Source organism: Methylobacterium sp. PvP105 (assembly GCF_017876975.1).
GTDB lineage: Bacteria > Pseudomonadota > Alphaproteobacteria > Rhizobiales > Beijerinckiaceae > Methylobacterium > Methylobacterium radiotolerans.
The window spans coordinates 130,204-144,529 of the sequence record NZ_JAGIPA010000001.1; the positions used below are offsets into that span (position 1 = coordinate 130,204).

At 71.7% G+C, this 14,326-nt stretch carries 17 protein-coding genes; 10 read left to right on the forward strand and 7 right to left on the reverse strand.

Features of this window, described 5'->3' with window-relative positions:
* Nucleotides 1-5 precede the first annotated feature (5 nt).
* The gene (locus J3A75_RS00655; RefSeq protein WP_012322014.1) at nt 6-461 is read left to right on the forward strand and encodes an NfeD family protein; all 456 of its coding nucleotides are present in this window, start codon (nt 6-8) and stop codon (nt 459-461) included.
* Nucleotides 462-470: 9 nt separating this feature from the next.
* Here J3A75_RS00655 and J3A75_RS00660 read toward each other — a convergent pair whose 3' ends face one another.
* Entirely contained in the window at nt 471-3,350 is a 2,880-nt protein-coding gene (locus J3A75_RS00660; RefSeq protein WP_209649630.1) for a phosphoenolpyruvate carboxylase, read from the reverse strand.
* Nucleotides 3,351-3,512: 162 nt separating this feature from the next.
* Here J3A75_RS00660 and J3A75_RS00665 point away from each other — a divergent pair, with 162 nt between their 5' ends.
* Nucleotides 3,513-3,815: a hypothetical protein gene (locus tag J3A75_RS00665; protein WP_024828288.1), complete on the forward strand. Its 303-nt coding sequence runs from the start codon at nt 3,513-3,515 to the stop codon at nt 3,813-3,815.
* On the forward strand, nt 3,812-4,549 hold the full coding sequence (locus J3A75_RS00670) for a hypothetical protein (RefSeq protein ID WP_053622314.1): 738 nt from the start codon (nt 3,812-3,814) through the stop codon (nt 4,547-4,549). Before J3A75_RS00665 ends, J3A75_RS00670 begins: the two co-directional genes overlap by 4 nt.
* A gap of 3 nt (nt 4,550-4,552) precedes the next feature.
* On the opposite strand, the gene J3A75_RS00675 is transcribed toward J3A75_RS00670, so the two are convergent.
* Nucleotides 4,553-4,912: a helix-hairpin-helix domain-containing protein gene (locus J3A75_RS00675; protein ID WP_209649632.1), complete on the reverse strand. Its 360-nt coding sequence runs from the start codon at nt 4,910-4,912 to the stop codon at nt 4,553-4,555.
* Between the two features lie 225 nt (nt 4,913-5,137).
* On the opposite strand from J3A75_RS00675, the gene rpmF reads away from it, so the two are divergent.
* A complete protein-coding gene (rpmF, locus tag J3A75_RS00680) occupies nt 5,138-5,326 on the forward strand; it encodes a 50S ribosomal protein L32 (RefSeq protein WP_003601373.1) in 189 nt (62 codons plus the stop codon).
* A gap of 20 nt (nt 5,327-5,346) precedes the next feature.
* Here the strand turns inward: rpmF and J3A75_RS00685 are convergent, their stop codons facing one another.
* Together J3A75_RS00685 and phaR are read right to left on the reverse strand one after the other, a co-directional pair.
* Nucleotides 5,347-5,661: a hypothetical protein gene (locus tag J3A75_RS00685; RefSeq protein WP_127992065.1), complete on the reverse strand. Its 315-nt coding sequence runs from the start codon at nt 5,659-5,661 to the stop codon at nt 5,347-5,349.
* A 93-nt stretch (nt 5,662-5,754) separates the two neighbouring features.
* Entirely contained in the window at nt 5,755-6,351 is a 597-nt protein-coding gene (gene phaR, locus J3A75_RS00690; protein WP_012322020.1) for a polyhydroxyalkanoate synthesis repressor PhaR, read from the reverse strand.
* Nucleotides 6,352-6,675: 324 nt separating this feature from the next.
* Here phaR and J3A75_RS00695 point away from each other — a divergent pair, with 324 nt between their 5' ends.
* The 4 genes from J3A75_RS00695 to J3A75_RS00710 all read left to right on the forward strand — a co-directional run bounded on the left by J3A75_RS00695 (nt 6,676) and on the right by J3A75_RS00710 (nt 9,882).
* Nucleotides 6,676-7,860 carry an acetyl-CoA C-acetyltransferase gene (locus J3A75_RS00695; protein ID WP_012322021.1) on the forward strand — a complete coding sequence of 395 codons (1,185 nt, stop codon included), beginning with the start codon at nt 6,676-6,678 and terminating at the stop codon, nt 7,858-7,860.
* 114 nt (nt 7,861-7,974) lie between these two features.
* Nucleotides 7,975-8,703, forward strand: a complete 729-nt coding sequence (phbB, locus tag J3A75_RS00700) for an acetoacetyl-CoA reductase (RefSeq protein WP_012322022.1) — start codon at nt 7,975-7,977, stop codon at nt 8,701-8,703.
* 501 nt (nt 8,704-9,204) lie between these two features.
* Nucleotides 9,205-9,621 (forward strand): hypothetical protein, encoded by a 417-nt coding sequence (locus J3A75_RS00705; RefSeq protein ID WP_106427874.1) that lies wholly within the window; start codon nt 9,205-9,207, stop codon nt 9,619-9,621.
* 21 nt (nt 9,622-9,642) lie between these two features.
* A complete protein-coding gene (locus tag J3A75_RS00710; RefSeq protein ID WP_071000438.1) occupies nt 9,643-9,882 on the forward strand; it encodes a hypothetical protein in 240 nt (79 codons plus the stop codon).
* A gap of 219 nt (nt 9,883-10,101) precedes the next feature.
* Here the strand turns inward: J3A75_RS00710 and J3A75_RS00715 are convergent, their stop codons facing one another.
* Nucleotides 10,102-11,328: a glycerophosphodiester phosphodiesterase family protein gene (locus J3A75_RS00715; protein ID WP_071000439.1), complete on the reverse strand. Its 1,227-nt coding sequence runs from the start codon at nt 11,326-11,328 to the stop codon at nt 10,102-10,104.
* A 99-nt stretch (nt 11,329-11,427) separates the two neighbouring features.
* Between J3A75_RS00715 and J3A75_RS00720 the strand changes: the two genes are divergently transcribed.
* Nucleotides 11,428-12,342: a DMT family transporter gene (locus tag J3A75_RS00720; protein WP_012322026.1), complete on the forward strand. Its 915-nt coding sequence runs from the start codon at nt 11,428-11,430 to the stop codon at nt 12,340-12,342.
* On the opposite strand, the gene J3A75_RS00725 is transcribed toward J3A75_RS00720, so the two are convergent.
* Nucleotides 12,339-12,767, reverse strand: coding sequence for a cupin domain-containing protein (locus J3A75_RS00725; protein ID WP_012322027.1), 429 nt, complete (start codon nt 12,765-12,767; stop codon nt 12,339-12,341). The genes J3A75_RS00720 and J3A75_RS00725 overlap by 4 nt on opposite strands.
* Nucleotides 12,768-12,866: 99 nt before the next feature.
* On the opposite strand from J3A75_RS00725, the gene J3A75_RS00730 reads away from it, so the two are divergent.
* Nucleotides 12,867-13,490, forward strand: coding sequence for a ribonuclease D (locus tag J3A75_RS00730; RefSeq protein WP_012322028.1), 624 nt, complete (start codon nt 12,867-12,869; stop codon nt 13,488-13,490).
* A 164-nt stretch (nt 13,491-13,654) separates the two neighbouring features.
* On the opposite strand, the gene J3A75_RS00735 is transcribed toward J3A75_RS00730, so the two are convergent.
* On the reverse strand, nt 13,655-14,293 hold the full coding sequence (locus tag J3A75_RS00735) for a VOC family protein (protein ID WP_209649635.1): 639 nt from the start codon (nt 14,291-14,293) through the stop codon (nt 13,655-13,657).
* Nucleotides 14,294-14,326: the final 33 nt, after the last annotated feature.

The following is a 14,326-nucleotide window of genomic DNA, read 5'->3' on the forward strand; positions in this document are numbered from 1 at the left end:
CGCCGGTGACGATCGCCTCCCTCGCCGGAACCTTCGAGGCCCTCGGGGCGGCCTGGAGCTGGGTGATCGCCGGCCTCGTGCTGGCCGGTGCCGAGATCCTGCTGCCCGGCGTGTTCCTGATCTGGCTCGGGCTCGCCGCCGTCGCGACCGGCCTCGCGGCGGCGGCGCTCCCTATGCCCTGGCAGGGCCAGACCCTGCTGTTCGCCGGTCTCGCCGTCGCCCTGGTGGCGCTCGCGACGCGCCTCCAGCGGCGCGGCAAGGGTACCGGGCCGGAGCTGAACCGGGCCGACCGGGGCCTGATCGGGCGCGAGGGGGTGCTCGACGAGCCGATCGTGCGGGGCGCGGGCCGGATCCGCTTCGACGACACGCTGTGGCGGGTCGAGGGGCCCGACCTGCCGGCGGGCCGGCGGGTGCGCGTCACCGGGATCGGCGGCACGGTCCTGCGCGTGGAGGCGGCCTGAGGGCCGCGCCTACCCGAACGCCCCGACCTCGTGCTGGATCATTCCCGAGATTTCCCGCACCTGATCGAACATCCGGCGAATCGGCTGGAACAGGTTGGCGTGCTCGGACTCGTAGGTGCCGACGTCGCGCGGGCCGGCCGGCTCGCCGAAATTGAGGCCGAGCGTCGGGTCCGGCGTGACCGGGAAGATCGCGTCGAGGAGCTTCAGGCAGCCGTCGATGTCCAGCCGCAGGAAGCGCTCCAGCAGCTGCTCGCGGGAGATGCCCGCCTGCGGCCGGAAGCCCGGGATGTGCACCGCCAGGAACCAGATCCGGTGGATCAGCGCGAGGCGCAGGGCGTGGAGCAGCGTCAGCCGGGCCGACATGGCGGGCAGGTCCGGGGCGGCCGCGCTCAGGGCGAGCCAGTCCCGGGTCAGGCGTCCGAACAGGTTCCGCAGCGCGGGGGCGAGGTCGAGGCGCTCCAGCGCCCCCGAGATCACCACGAGCTCGTCCCGGCGGAAATCCTTCTGGGTGCGCCGCGCCCGCTCCAGCCACACGGCCGGGTCGAGGGTGTCGATATAGGCCCGCAGCACGTCGAGGTCGCCGACCGAGGCGGCGTGCTGGACCAGCCGGAAGGCCCGGGAGAAGCGCACCGAATCGCGCCGCATGTCGCGGAACAGGTCCGGGCCGCGCTGGGCGGCCCGTCCGATCCCGTGGAGGGAATTCGCCAGGAAGCCGAGCTGGTGCAGGATCGCGTTGTTGGGGATCGCCCGCATCTGGCGCGGATGGGTGATCCGCGCCGGGCCGCCGTTGTCGGTCTGGCGCGCCACCGGGCGCGACCCGGTCCGGTCGATCAGGCTCGGGCCGAAGGTGCCGAGCAGGGCGGCGTAGCCCGGGTCGTCGACCAGCGCCTCCATGTCCTGGCGGGCGGCGGTGAAGAACTCGAGGGCGAAATCCGGCTCGGCGTAGATCGGATCGATCCTGCCGTCGGAGGCCTTCGGCCGGTCGTTCAAGGCGTAGTCCGGGAACGAATCCTCCTCCGTCACGTCGAGCGCGTAGACGTGCTCGGCGATGCGGGCGACGCTGGCGCGCGCCAGCGCCTCGGTGCCGTACAGCAGGTAGCCGTCGGTGCCCTGGAAGCTCGATTCGAGCCTGACCCGGATGCCGGCCTTTCGGGCCCGGTCCCGCGCATCCTCCGGGGCGAGGTAGGCGAGGCGGTCGCGCAGGGAGGTCGGATGGGCGCCGCGCCCGATCGACTCGCCGTGCGTGTCGAAGATCGCGAGCTCGACGTCGGACAGGCCGTTCTGGACCAGCATCTCGGTGATGCGCAGCCGCAGCCGCTCGATCCAGAAGGTCGCCGCCAGCTGGCCGACGTAGCGGCCCGAATCGGAGTAGCCGAACTGCACGGTGAGCCGGCCGATGCGCTTCAGGTACTGCCGCCAGTGCGGGTTGCGCAGGGCGTCGTCGAGCACCCGGATACCCTGCTCGAGGGCGCTCGCCGTCTCGAACAGCGGCGTGATCTCGAGCTTGTCGGCGATGCCGTAGTGGCGCGCGAGCCAGAGGGCCGCGAGCAGGGTGTAGCCGGTCTCGGTCTCGGCGATGAGGAAGCGCACCGGATGGGTGCCGTCCACGTGCTTGAGGATCTGGGCGATCGTCATCATCAGCCGCGCCGCCGAGGCCCGCTCGGCCGCGAGCGCTCCGAAATCGACGGCCACCGGGCGGACGTCGTTCAGCAGGGTGTGGATCGTCGCGAGGTGGGAGCGGCGCCGGGCCGCGTCGGTGGGCTCGCCCTCCAGGTCGATCACCCGCCGCACCGCGTTGTGGATCTGGCTGGCGTTCAGCCGGAAATGCGGCAGGGCGTTCGACAGGCCGTGCGTCGCGACGCCCGCGCGCAGGATGGCAATCCGGCGCTGGTCGCCCGCGTCGTCGGCGGCCTCGAGGGCCTGGGTCAGCCCGGCGACGAGGGCGCCGGCATCGGTCTGGGCGCGCTCGCGCTCGATGATGAGCGCCAGGGCGAAGCGGTGCACCGCCTCGAGGGAGGGCTGGTCGCCGAGGCGCGGCGCCACGGTGAGCTGGCGGTTCACCGCCGCCAGGGCGTTCTCGGCGAGGGCCCGGACCTCCCGGCAGGCGGGGATCTCCGGCAGGTCGCGCATCACCCGGTCGAACTGCATGCGCTTCGAGATCAACCGGTAGCGCAGGGTGTCCCACCAGCCGATATCGGTCCGTCCGTCGGTGTCGCAGCCGACCCAGCTGGCGATGGCGAAGGGGCGTGGCGTCAGCTCCGTCCAGCGGTCCGGCCAGCGCGCGCGGGCGGCGTCGAGCAGGGCGCCGTTGAAGGCGTCGAGGGCGAGCCGGCCGTTATTGGCCGCCGCGCAGGCCTGCTCGAACTCGACATCCAGGGTGATCGGCACGTCCGGCCGCGTCGACAGGGCCGCCGCGCGCGCGATCAGCCCGGCGCGGTCCTTGGCGTCGGGCAGGCTCGCGGCCTCGGCGAGGAGGCCGGCGACGGCCCGGGGCATGCCGAAGGTAGGGTGGGCGGTGAACACCACCGCGAAGGCGGTGCGGTGGATCAGGGCCGCGAAGGTCTCGACGCTGTCCGCCCGGTCGGGGGCCGCCGCCACGAGCCGGGCGGGAATTCCCGCCTGCGGGTCGTCCGGGCCGGCGTCGAGCCCGACATAGGCGCGCAGCCGCTCCGCCCGCGCCGCCAGGGCCGCGGCACGCAGGCGCACGAACAGCCCGTCCAGGTCGCCGGTCGAGATCTCGTCCCGGTCGAAGCGCCGGGTGATCGCCAAGGTCACCGCCAGGACGGGATTGCGGAACGGATCCTCCCGGGCCTGCTCCCGGGCGGCCTCGATCAGGCCGAGGAGGTGCGCCTCCAGTTCCTCGGGCTCGCGGCTCGGCTCGTGCTGCATCGGTCGGTCCCGGCTCCGGTCTGCCCGCATCTACCCGGTCCGACGGCCCACGCAAGGAGCGTTCCGCGCGCGATCGGGGACACGGCCGCGACGCGGCGGGGAGACATCGAGGCCTGGATGGGGTGGCGGTGGCCCGAACCGCAGGTTAGAGCTGGCCTCCTGATGGAGCGCCTGTTCATCATCCTGGCTATTCTGGTCTTCGCCGTCGCCATCGTCGCGGTCGCCGCGATGGCGGCGCGCGGCCGGCGCGAGCCCCTGCGCATGGGTTCCGAACTCGACATCGAGGACGAGGACCTGCTCATCGGCTCGGTCGGACCGCGCAAGAGCCCGATCGACCGCAGCGCACAGGTGCTCGACCCGCGGGTGCTCGATCTGGAAGCGATTGAATTGGAGCCGATCCGAGCTCTCGACCGGACGCAGCGCAACCAGCCGCTCCGCGGGGATCCGCCGGGAGCCGCGCGATGAGGCTGCGCGCGCGCGGGGTGGCCGGGCTGCTGCTCGCCGGCCCTCTCTGCCTGTCGATGATGCAGAGCGTTCCGGCGGCGCCCGCCGGCAAGCCGGCCGCGCCTGCCCAGGTCACGCCTGCCCAGGTCGCGCCTGCGCAAGTCCCGCCTGCCCAAGTCCCGCCTGTCCCTGCGGCGCCCGCGGCGGCGGCGCCAGCAACGCCCGGTCAGATCGACCCTCGGGCGGCGAGTCCCACGCCGGCCGCCGGTCCGACTCTCGAGCAGCCCTGCGGGACGCAGGCGGCCCGCTTCGAGAGCGCCAAGGGGTTCAAGATGGTGATCACGCGGGCCGGGCAGGTCCGCACGACGAACCCGCTCAGGCCGCTGACGACCGAGGTGAACGAGGTGCTCCAGGTCGTGATCGCCGGCAAGGTCGCCACCGCCTACGGGCCGGACTTCACGACGCTGCGGCGCGGCGGCGCCGCGTCGGGCGTCGAGGCTATGCTGGGCAGTCCGATCCAGTGGGAGCCGACGCTGCCGACCTTCCCCGATCCGATCGCGATCGTCACCGAGGAGGGGACGCCCCTGGCGCAGCTCACGTTCCGCGCCTGCGAGGCGCCGCCCGCCGTCAAGGCGCCGAAGGTGCCGAAGGCCGAGGCCCGCAAGAAGGCGCCCCGGCACGCGGCGCCGAAGGCCGCCGCGGCCCCGAAGACGCCCCCCGGCTTCTCCATGCCTCAGGGGGCGATCGCCGAGTAGCGGCTACTTCTGCTTGGCGATGACCTTGTCCTTGATGCCGTCGTAGACGTTCTTCGGGATGATCTTCTTGGAGACGAGGTCGTCCTTCCCGCGATACGGCCGCCCCTTGATGATCGCGGCCGCGCGGGCCGCGCCGATGCCGGGCAGGGCGTCGAGCTCCTCGGCGCTGGCGCTGTTGAGGTCGATGAGTGCACCCTTGGCGGCGTTCGGCGATCCGGCGACCGGTGCGCTCGGCGCCGCGGGCTTCGCGGGGGCCATGGGGGCCGCGGTCGTCGGCGCCTGGGGCGCCTGCGCCAGGGCGGGAGCCGCGACGAGGCTCGACAGGAGGGCGAGGAGGGCGAGGGTCTTGGTGGAGGAGGCCATGGCGTTCTCCCGAGAGGCGCGGCCCGCACCGCGGTGCCGTCGCGTCAGAACTGCGCCGCCCCGATTGAACCCGCGCTTAACGGTTGTGGTCCGGCACCCCTAGCCACGGGCCGGCGCCGGAGCTATAAGCCGGCCCTCATCCGTATCCCGCGGTGTGCGTGGCGATCCTCGATCGAGGAGCCGCCCGCGCGCCGCTTTGTCCGCGGCGTCACGAAGGATCCAGCCATGGCCGTTCCGAAGCGAAAGACCTCCCCCTCCCGCCGCGGCATGCGCCGCTCGGCCGACGCCCTCAAGGCGCCGACCTACGTCGAGGACAAGGATTCCGGCGAGCTGCGCCGCCCGCACCACATCGACCTGAAGACCGGCATGTACCGCGGCCGTCAGGTGCTGAAGGTGAAGTCCGCCGAGGCCTGAGCCTTCGCGAGGGCGGCGCCTCAGGCGAGGCGCCGCGCCGCCTCCGCGTAGCGCGCAGCGGCCATCCGGGTCCGTTCCAGGCGCGACGGCAGCAGCGTCGGATCACCCGCCGTCAGCAATTGCGCGATGAAGCCGGCGCGGGGTCTCCCCGCGGCCGCGCGTTCCGCTGTCCGGGGGGCGGGCGGCTCGTCGGACCGGCCCCCGTCGATCAGGGCGAGAGCCTGGACCTCCGTCCGCGCCGCCTCGGGGGATCCGTCCGCGTCCGGGACCGGCGCGCGCCGGGTGGACCGGACCTGTGTCGGGCCGAGACGGCTGACTGTTCCGATCCGCACCATGCGCACATTCTCCGCACGTTTCCGTGCCCGTGTCGCAAAGGTGGGGCCGACGTTTACGGATCGTCAACCCTTCGTCCGGCCGGTCCGGCCGAATTACTTTTTCGCGAGCGCCTCCAGGCGCTGCTGCATCTCCAGCATCTGGCGCTTGAGATCGTCCAGCTCACCACCCCCGTATTGCGCGGACTGTGTCGGGGCCGGCGCCGTCGGCTGGGCTCCGGGCGCGGGCGGCGCGAAGCCCGTGAACATCTTCATGGCGTCGCCGAAGAAGTTCATGTTGGTGCGCACCTGCTGCTCGATGGCGTTCTGGAACGCTGCCGGACCGAAGCTCTGGGCGAACTTCTCGCGCAGGCCGTCCTGGTCCTTGGCGAAGTTCGCCATCGAGAATTCGAGGAAGCTCGGCACCATCGTGCGCATGCTGTCGCCGTAGAAGCGGATCAGCTGGCGCAGGAACGCCACCGGGAGCAGGTTCTCGGCGCCGGCCTTGTTCTCCTGCTCGAAGATGATCTGCGTGAGGACCGAGCGGGTGATGTCGTCGCCCGTGCGCGCGTCGTAGACGACGAAATCCTCGCCGTTCTGCACCATCGTGGCGAGGTCCTCCAGCGTCACGTAGGTCGAGGTGCCGGTGTGATAGAGGCGCCGGTTGGCGTACTTCTTGATGACGGTCTGTGTGGCCTTGACGGTATCCGCCATCGGGAACGGCCTTTCTGGACTCGGGACCGGGGGGCGTTGCAGACGCGCGGTGCTGTCTGGCGGGGGCTGTCTTCGCGCCCGCAACACGATCCTTAAAGCCTTCCCCGGGCGCAGAAAACAGCAAACTGCAGCTCTTCAACGCAGAATAATGCAGAGTGGTTGAGGCGGCCGCGCCATTTCAGTCTCGCGGTCGCGTCATCGGCGCGTTTGGCGCATCGATGCACAACCTTGACTTCGCCGACCTCAAGCCCTTCATCCCAGGGCCGGCACAGAGCGCGCCCCGGGACGTGGAGGCGCGCCGGCTCGCGAGAGGAGAACGTTCACATGGCAGGCAGCGAAGAGATCGTCATCGTCGGGGCGGCGCGCACGCCGGTCGGCTCGTTCGGCGGCGCCTTCGGGGCGGTGCCGGCCCACGAGCTCGGCGCGACGGCGATCAAGGCCGCCCTGGAGCGGGCCAAGGTCTCGCCCGATGAGGTGGACGAGGTGATCTTCGGGCAGGTCCTCACCGCGGGCGCCGGCCAGAACCCCGCCCGGCAGGCCGCCATCAAGGCCGGCATCCCCGAGAAGGCCACCGCGTGGGGCCTCAACCAGGTCTGCGGCTCGGGTCTGCGCACGGTCGCGATCGGCATGCAGCAGATCGCCAACGGCGACGCCAAGGTCATCGTGGCCGGCGGTCAGGAATCGATGTCCCTGTCGCCCCACGCGCAGTACCTGCGCGGCGGCCAGAAGATGGGCGACGTGAAGCTCGTCGACACCATGATCAAGGACGGGCTCTGGGACGCCTTCAACGGCTACCACATGGGTCAGACCGCCGAGAACGTCGCCCAGGCCTTCCAGCTCACCCGCGAGCAGCAGGACCAGTTCGCGACCCGCTCGCAGAACAAGGCCGAGGCAGCCCGCAAGGAGGGCCGGTTCAAGGACGAGATTGTCCCCGTCACCGTGCCGGGCAAGAAGGGCGACACGGTCGTCGACACCGACGAGTACATCCGCGACGGCGCCACCATCGAGGCGATGGCCAAGCTGAAGCCGGCCTTCACCAAGGACGGCACCGTCACGGCCGCCAACGCCTCGGGCCTCAACGACGGCGCCGCCGCCCTGGTGCTGATGTCGGCCTCGGAGGCCGAGCGCCGCGGCCTGACCCCGCTCGCCCGGATCAAGTCCTGGGCGACCGCCGGCGTCGATCCGAAGGTCATGGGCACCGGCCCGATCCCGGCCTCCCGCAAGGCCCTGGAGAAGGCCGGCTGGAAGCCGTCCGACCTCGACCTGATCGAGGCCAACGAGGCCTTCGCGGCCCAGGCGCTGGCCGTGAACAAGGACATGGGCTGGGACGACGCGAAGGTGAACGTCAACGGCGGCGCCATCGCCATCGGTCACCCGATCGGCGCCTCGGGCGCCCGCGTGCTCGTCACCCTGCTGCACGAGATGAAGCGCCGCGACGCCAAGAAGGGCCTCGCCACGCTCTGCATCGGCGGTGGCATGGGCGTGGCGATGTGCGTCGAGCGGACCTGATCGGTCTGTCACGACAGTATCGGCTCACAACATAGACTTAAGGCCGAAGTCAGAAAAAATCGCGTGCGGACGCCATCCGCACGCGGCATCAAGTGATGCGAACAGGAGGAAACAATGGCTCAAGGACGCGTCGCCCTCGTGACGGGCGGCACCCGCGGCATCGGCGCGGCGATCTCGAAGCGGCTCAAGGACAAGGGCTACAAGGTCGCCGCCAACTACGCCGGCAACGACGAGGCGGCCAACGCCTTCAAGGCCGAGACCGGCATCCCGGTCTTCAAGTTCGACGTGGGTGATCTCGCGAGCTGCGAGGCCGGCATCAAGGCGATCGAGGCCGAACTCGGCCCGGTGGACATCCTGGTGAACAACGCCGGCATCACCCGGGACGGCGCCTTCCACAAGATGACGTTCGAGAAGTGGCAGGCGGTCATCAAGACCAACCTCGACTCGATGTTCACCTGCACCCGTCCGCTGATCGAGGGCATGCGCAGCCGCAACTTCGGCCGCATCATCATCATCTCGTCGATCAACGGCCAGAAGGGCCAGGCCGGGCAGACCAACTACTCGGCCGCCAAGGCCGGCGTGATCGGTTTCGCCAAGGCCCTGGCGCAGGAGAGCGCCTCGAAGGGCATCACCGTCAACGTGGTGGCGCCGGGCTACATCGCCACCGAGATGGTGATGGCGGTGCCCGAGGACATCCGCAACAAGATCATCTCGACGATCCCGACCGGCCGCCTCGGCGAGTCCGACGAGATCGCCCACGCGGTCGAGTATCTCGCCAGCGACGAGGCCGGCTTCGTGAACGGCTCGACACTGACCATCAACGGCGGCCAGCACTTCGTCTGATCGCCGCGGGCGCGCCGGATCGAACCGGCGCGCCTGCCCTGTGGGCAAGTAGCCCCACCGCGTCGGGCGCGCATCTCTCCGTCCGAAGAGCGTTCCTTCCCACACTCCGCGCGGCCGAGCCCGACGACGGCGCTCCCCGCGCCGGGCCCCGCCTGCCGGCGACCGTCCCGGGCCGCGCCGCTCCGGCCCACGCGCCGCGCGTGCCGCCGGCCGCGGGCCCGCACCATCCGAACCATCAAGCGTGACGAAAGTCCTTCGCCGCGTGCGGAAGCGCGCGTCGGCCGGGATAACGGGCATTGCGGGCAACGATCGGCGCGACGGCCCGCGTGTTCTGAGACACGAACAATTCGAGCGGCCTCGTATAGATCTCCTTCCATCGGCTCACGGATGGTCCCGCCGATAGAAATCGAGGTCCCGAGGATCATGAACAACTGGTTTCACGGTAAATTCGGCGTTCAGTTTATCGGCGCGAGCCAGAATTGTTCTTCCCGCACGATCGCGATGCGTGACGACCGCTCCGCCGCCCGCCGCAGCCCCGCGCTGCCCGCGATCGCGAAGCTGGGGCTCGCTGCGGCCTGTGCCCTGGGGCTGGCGGCCTGCGTCACGCCGCAGGAGCGCCACGCGCTGGATCAGAACCAGTGCTACACCTTCGGCTTCGAGCCCGGCACCGACGGCTTCGCCGAGTGCATGATGGGCCTTCACCAGCAGCGCGCCGTCGCCCAGTCCAACAGCAACCTGTACTGGCAGGCTCAGCTCGCCGAGCAGAACCGCCGCCGCGAGGCCCAGCAGGACCTCTACAAGGTGATGAGCCTGCAGCGCACCGGCGACCCGCGCTTCCCCGTCTGCGGCGCCTCCTCGGACGGCGGCATGGATCGCCGGACCATGACTTGGTACGGCCCGAACTGCCGCGCCCGCTGATCCGGATCGAGGGAGGTCCCCATGTCCGACATGACGACGCGCGGCCCGCGCAACCCGAGCCGGATCATCTTCGTGATGGTGGCCCTGTTCGGCAGCGCCGTCGGGTTCGCGACCGCCAGCCTGGCCTGGTTCACGCTGGCTGTCCTCGGCTCCGCCGCGCTGACCTGCGCGGGCTACGGCCTGATCCGGCGGCGGCTCGGCTGGAAGCCGCTGAGCGGCGAGTACCTGTCCAACCTCATCTACGTGCTGATCCCGTACTAGGCGGACACCGCGCACGCCCCGCGGACGCGCCGCGGGGTCCGTCGGCGGGCGGCGCAGGTCCACGAAGGCCTGGCCGCGCCGCGCCCCCATCCCCCAGACCGCTCCGCCTCCGAGGCCGCCATGACGCTCGCCCTCATCATCACCGGCTTCCTGATCGTGAACTTCGCGATGGCCGGCTTCTTCTCCCTCGTGGCCCTGTGGGCCGACTGAGCCGCGTCGCTACGGCGCGCCGACGCAGTTGGCGTAGAAGGTCGTGGTCGCGGGCCAGTCGGAGAAGACCCCCAGCACGCCGACCTGTCCGTGCAGGACGTCGAGCAGCCGCAGGATGTCGCCGTCGCCGGTGACCACCGGCTTGATCGACTGGTAATAGTACCCGCCGCCGCCCTTCAGCGGGCCGGAGCGCTCCAGCGACCACGCGATCAGCCCCAGCCCGGCCGCCTTGGCCTCCCGGGCGTAGGTCGAGGGCTCGATCGTCCCGTCCGGCCCCGGCCGGACCAGCATCCACAGCGGCGGCGCCAGGATCTTCACGCCCTTCCGGGCGAGTTCGGCCATGCCGGGCTGCCACGTTGCGGGCTTCTCCGGGTCGAAGCCCTTCGCGGTCTCGTCCCGGTCGTCGAGGAAGACCGCCTGACGGCCGAACTCCGGATCCTTCTCCAGCCAGTAGAGGATGTCGCGCAGCTGGAAGCTCTGCGGGTAGACGTCGGAGGCCGGGATCCCGGCCTCTTTGTACTCGTCGACCAGCTGCTGGGCGTACATGTCCTGCGTGTAGGTGCCCTGGAACGGCATCGGGACCTGGGGCGCCTTCAGCTCGGGGGTGAACTTCCGCCCCATCCCCTTCACCAGCGCGATGTACTCCCTGTGCGACATCAGCGTGCCGCTGCCGGCGTAGAGGTCGGTGCGCCAGCGCGGCGTCGCGTTCATGTAGGCCGCCACCGTGGTGGCGTCCGGGTCGGACGCGTCCATCTTCCCGTTCAGCGACTTGAACTCGTTCAGCGTCAGGTCGCTGGTGCAGCACTTGGCCGAGGCCTTCCGCCCGGTGGCCGGATCGGCCGGCGTGAAGCCCTGCGTGCACTTCGCCGCGAGGTCGGGTCGGGCCAGGATATCGGTGGTCGTGTGCAGGTCGCACTGGCTGTGGCGGCAGACGAGCTGGCGGTCCCTGGTGAAGGCCACGTCGCACTCGATGATCCCGGCACCCATCCGGTACGCGGCGAGCAGGCCCTCCCGTGTGTGTTCGGGGAACATCAGCGGCGCGCCGCGGTGCGAGATCGAGAAGGTCCGGGGCGTGTAGGTCCGGTCGACGCCGCAGGCGGCGAGCCTGTCCTTGAGCGGCCCGGGCTTCAGCTGGTCGACGAGGTAGAAGGGCCGGGGACCGAGCTGGGCGGCCTCGCCGGCGAGCGCGGGGCCCGCCCCCAGAAGCAGCCCCAGCCCCAACATCATCGCACGCATCGCGAACCTCCCGTTTCAGGCCGCCGGTAGAGGGGGACGGTGACAGGGGCGTGACCCTCGACCTCGCCGACTCGGGCGGCCGCATGGTAGCGGACGCCGATGACCGCGCCTGCAGGAATCCCGTCCCGACCGACGCCCCGTTCCGCCGCGACGATCGCGGGCGTCGGCGCGATCGCGCTTTGGTCGCTGCTCGCCCTCTTCACCGCCGCCTCGGGCGCGATGCCGCCCTTCCAGCTCGCCGCCACGACCTTCCTGATCGGCGCGGTCTGCGGATGCGTTGCCTGGATCGCCCGGCCCGCCCGCGCCCGCGCGCTGATCCAGCCCTGGCCGGTCTGGATCCTCGGGGTCGGCGGCCTGTTCGGCTACCACGCCCTCTATTTCAGCGCCCTGCGCCTCGCGCCACCGGCCGAGGCCGGGCTGATCAGCTACCTGTGGCCCCTGCTCATCGTCCTGTTCTCGGCGCGCCTGCCCGAGGCCGGCGGGCTGCGCCCGGGTCATCTGATCGGTGCGCTCCTCGGCCTCGCCGGGATCGCGGTGCTGTTCGCCGGCCGGGGCGATCTCGGCTTCGCCGCGGGAGCCCTGCCGGGCTACGCCGTCGCCCTGGCGGCGGCGTTCGTCTGGGCCGGTTACTCGGTCCTTTCGGCCCGCGTCGGGCAGGTCCCGACCGACGCCGTCGCGGGCTTCTGCCTGGTCACCGCGGCGCTGAGCCTCGCCTGCCACCTGGCTTTCGAGACGACGATCTGGCCCGCCGACGCCGCGCAGTGGGGCGCCGTGCTGCTGCTCGGACTGGGGCCGGTCGGCGCCGCCTTCTACCTCTGGGATATCGGCTGCAAGCACGGCGACGTCCGGCTGCTCGGCGTCATCGCCTACGCCGCGCCGGTCCTCTCGACGCTGATCCTGGTGGTGACCGGCTATGCCAGCCCCGGACCGGGCCTCGCGCTCGCCTGCCTGCTGATCGTGGCCGGCGCGCTGACGGCGGTGCGCGCCTCGCGGGCGTCGCCGAAGCCGGTCTAGCCCCGCGGCGTCGGCCGCCAGTCGGGCGGCGCCATCTCGAAGCCGGCGAAGTCGAACCCCGGCGAGACCGTGCAGCCGACGAGGGTCCAGGCGCCCAGGCTGGTGGCGGTCTGCCAGTGGCCGGCCGGCACGACGCATTGCGGGCGCTGCCCGGCGGCGAGGTCCGGCCCGAGATGCTGCGCCGCCGCGTCGTGACCGTTCGGGCTGGTGGTGATCACGAGCGGCGCGCCGGCATGCCAGTGCCAGATCTCCGCGGCGTCGACCCGGTGCCACGCGGAGACCTCGCCGAGATCGAGCAGGAAGTAGATCGCTGTGCCGACCGAGCGCCCGTCGACGGTGCGGGGATCGCGGAACGTCTCGCGATAATGGCCGCCCTCGGGATGGGGCTTCAACCCCAGGGTCGCGATCACCTCGGCTGCCGTCATGTCCAGCTCCCTGTCGGTCCCGGCCGCGCGAATCGTCCGCGGCTTGCCGGCACTTGGCACCGATGCTACCGGCCGAAAACCCCGCAAGGTCCGAGAACGATGCCGAGCCCGACCGTCCGTCTTCACCGCGGCGACCTGCCCGCCAGCTACGACGCGGGCCGGGCGGTGGCCATCGACACCGAGACGCTCGGGCTCAACCCGCATCGGGACCGCCTCTGCGTGGTGCAGCTCTCCACCGGCGACGGCACCGCCGACGTGGTCCAGATCCCGCAAGCCGGGCCGGAGCCGGTCGTGCTCAAGCGGGTCCTGGCCGATCCCGGGATCCTGAAGATCTTCCACTTCGCGCGGTTCGACGTGGCGGTCCTGTACAGGGCCCTCGGCGTGATGCCGAGCCCGGTCTACTGCACCAAGATCGCCTCGAAGCTCGCGCGCACCTACACGGACCGCCACGGGCTGAAGGACGTGGTCCGCGAGCTGGTCGGCGTCGACCTGTCGAAGCAGCAGCAATCCTCGGACTGGGGCGCCGAGACCCTGTCGCAGGCCCAGCTCGACTACGCGGCCTCGGATGTCCTCCACCTCCACGCGGCCCGGGAGCGGCTCGACGCCATGCTGGCCCGGGAAGGCCGCACCGATCTCGCGGCCGCCTGTTTCGGCTTCCTGCCGACGCGGGCGCGCCTCGACCTCGACGGCTGGCCCGAGACCGACATCTTCGCGCACACCTGAGAGTCGCGAGGATCCCGCACACTTCCTGTGCGGGGTGAGACTTTCCTGTCACCGCACCGCGATGTGTCGCTGGTAGGTTGTGGCTGCCTGGGCTTGCGAGCCCCGGCCAGGCCCTCCTCGCCGGTCACCCACCCGATCAGGCCGGCGAGGAGGGTCCGTCGCCGTCAGGTCAGGCTCCGCGGGCCCGACGGCGTCGTCATCCGGGCGGTCCAGCGCGGGCCCGGGCCCACCACGACCCGCGGCGGGTCGACGAGGCCGAGCGCGGCGTGAAGCCCCGCGACGGCGTCGGGATCCGGGTGCGTCAGGACGAGCGCCTCCAGATCGGCGCCGAGATCCGGCATCGTCGTGGCGGGGTTGCCGCGCGGCCCCCAATCCATCGCGCAGGGCGCGGCGCCGTCCGCCGGCCACGCCCCGCCTGGAGGGACCGCGAAGCGCCAGGACAGGTCGCCGCGGGTCATCGTCGCCGCCGCGCCGAGGAGCGCGCCGTGGGCGGCGAGAACGCCGTCGAGATCGTCCGCGCGGGCGACGAAGCCGCGCAGCCGCCGGCCCGCGTCCCAGTCCGCCCGCACCCGCGCGGCGTCGCCGAGGCCGAACCAGCGGGCGCCCGACGGCGGCGGCGCCTCGGGATCGACGGCGATCACCTCCAGGAACAGGGCGTCGCCGAGGCGCAGGAGGTGATTGCGCGTGCCCATCTCGCGGTGGCGGCCGCCCTCCGGCATGGCGAGGCCGAGGCAGTTCACGACATGCGCCACGCCCTCCGCAAGATCGGGCGCGACGACGACGAGGTGGTCGAGGGTGAGCATCGGGCGGGCTCCGCGTGACCGCCGGCGTCGGCG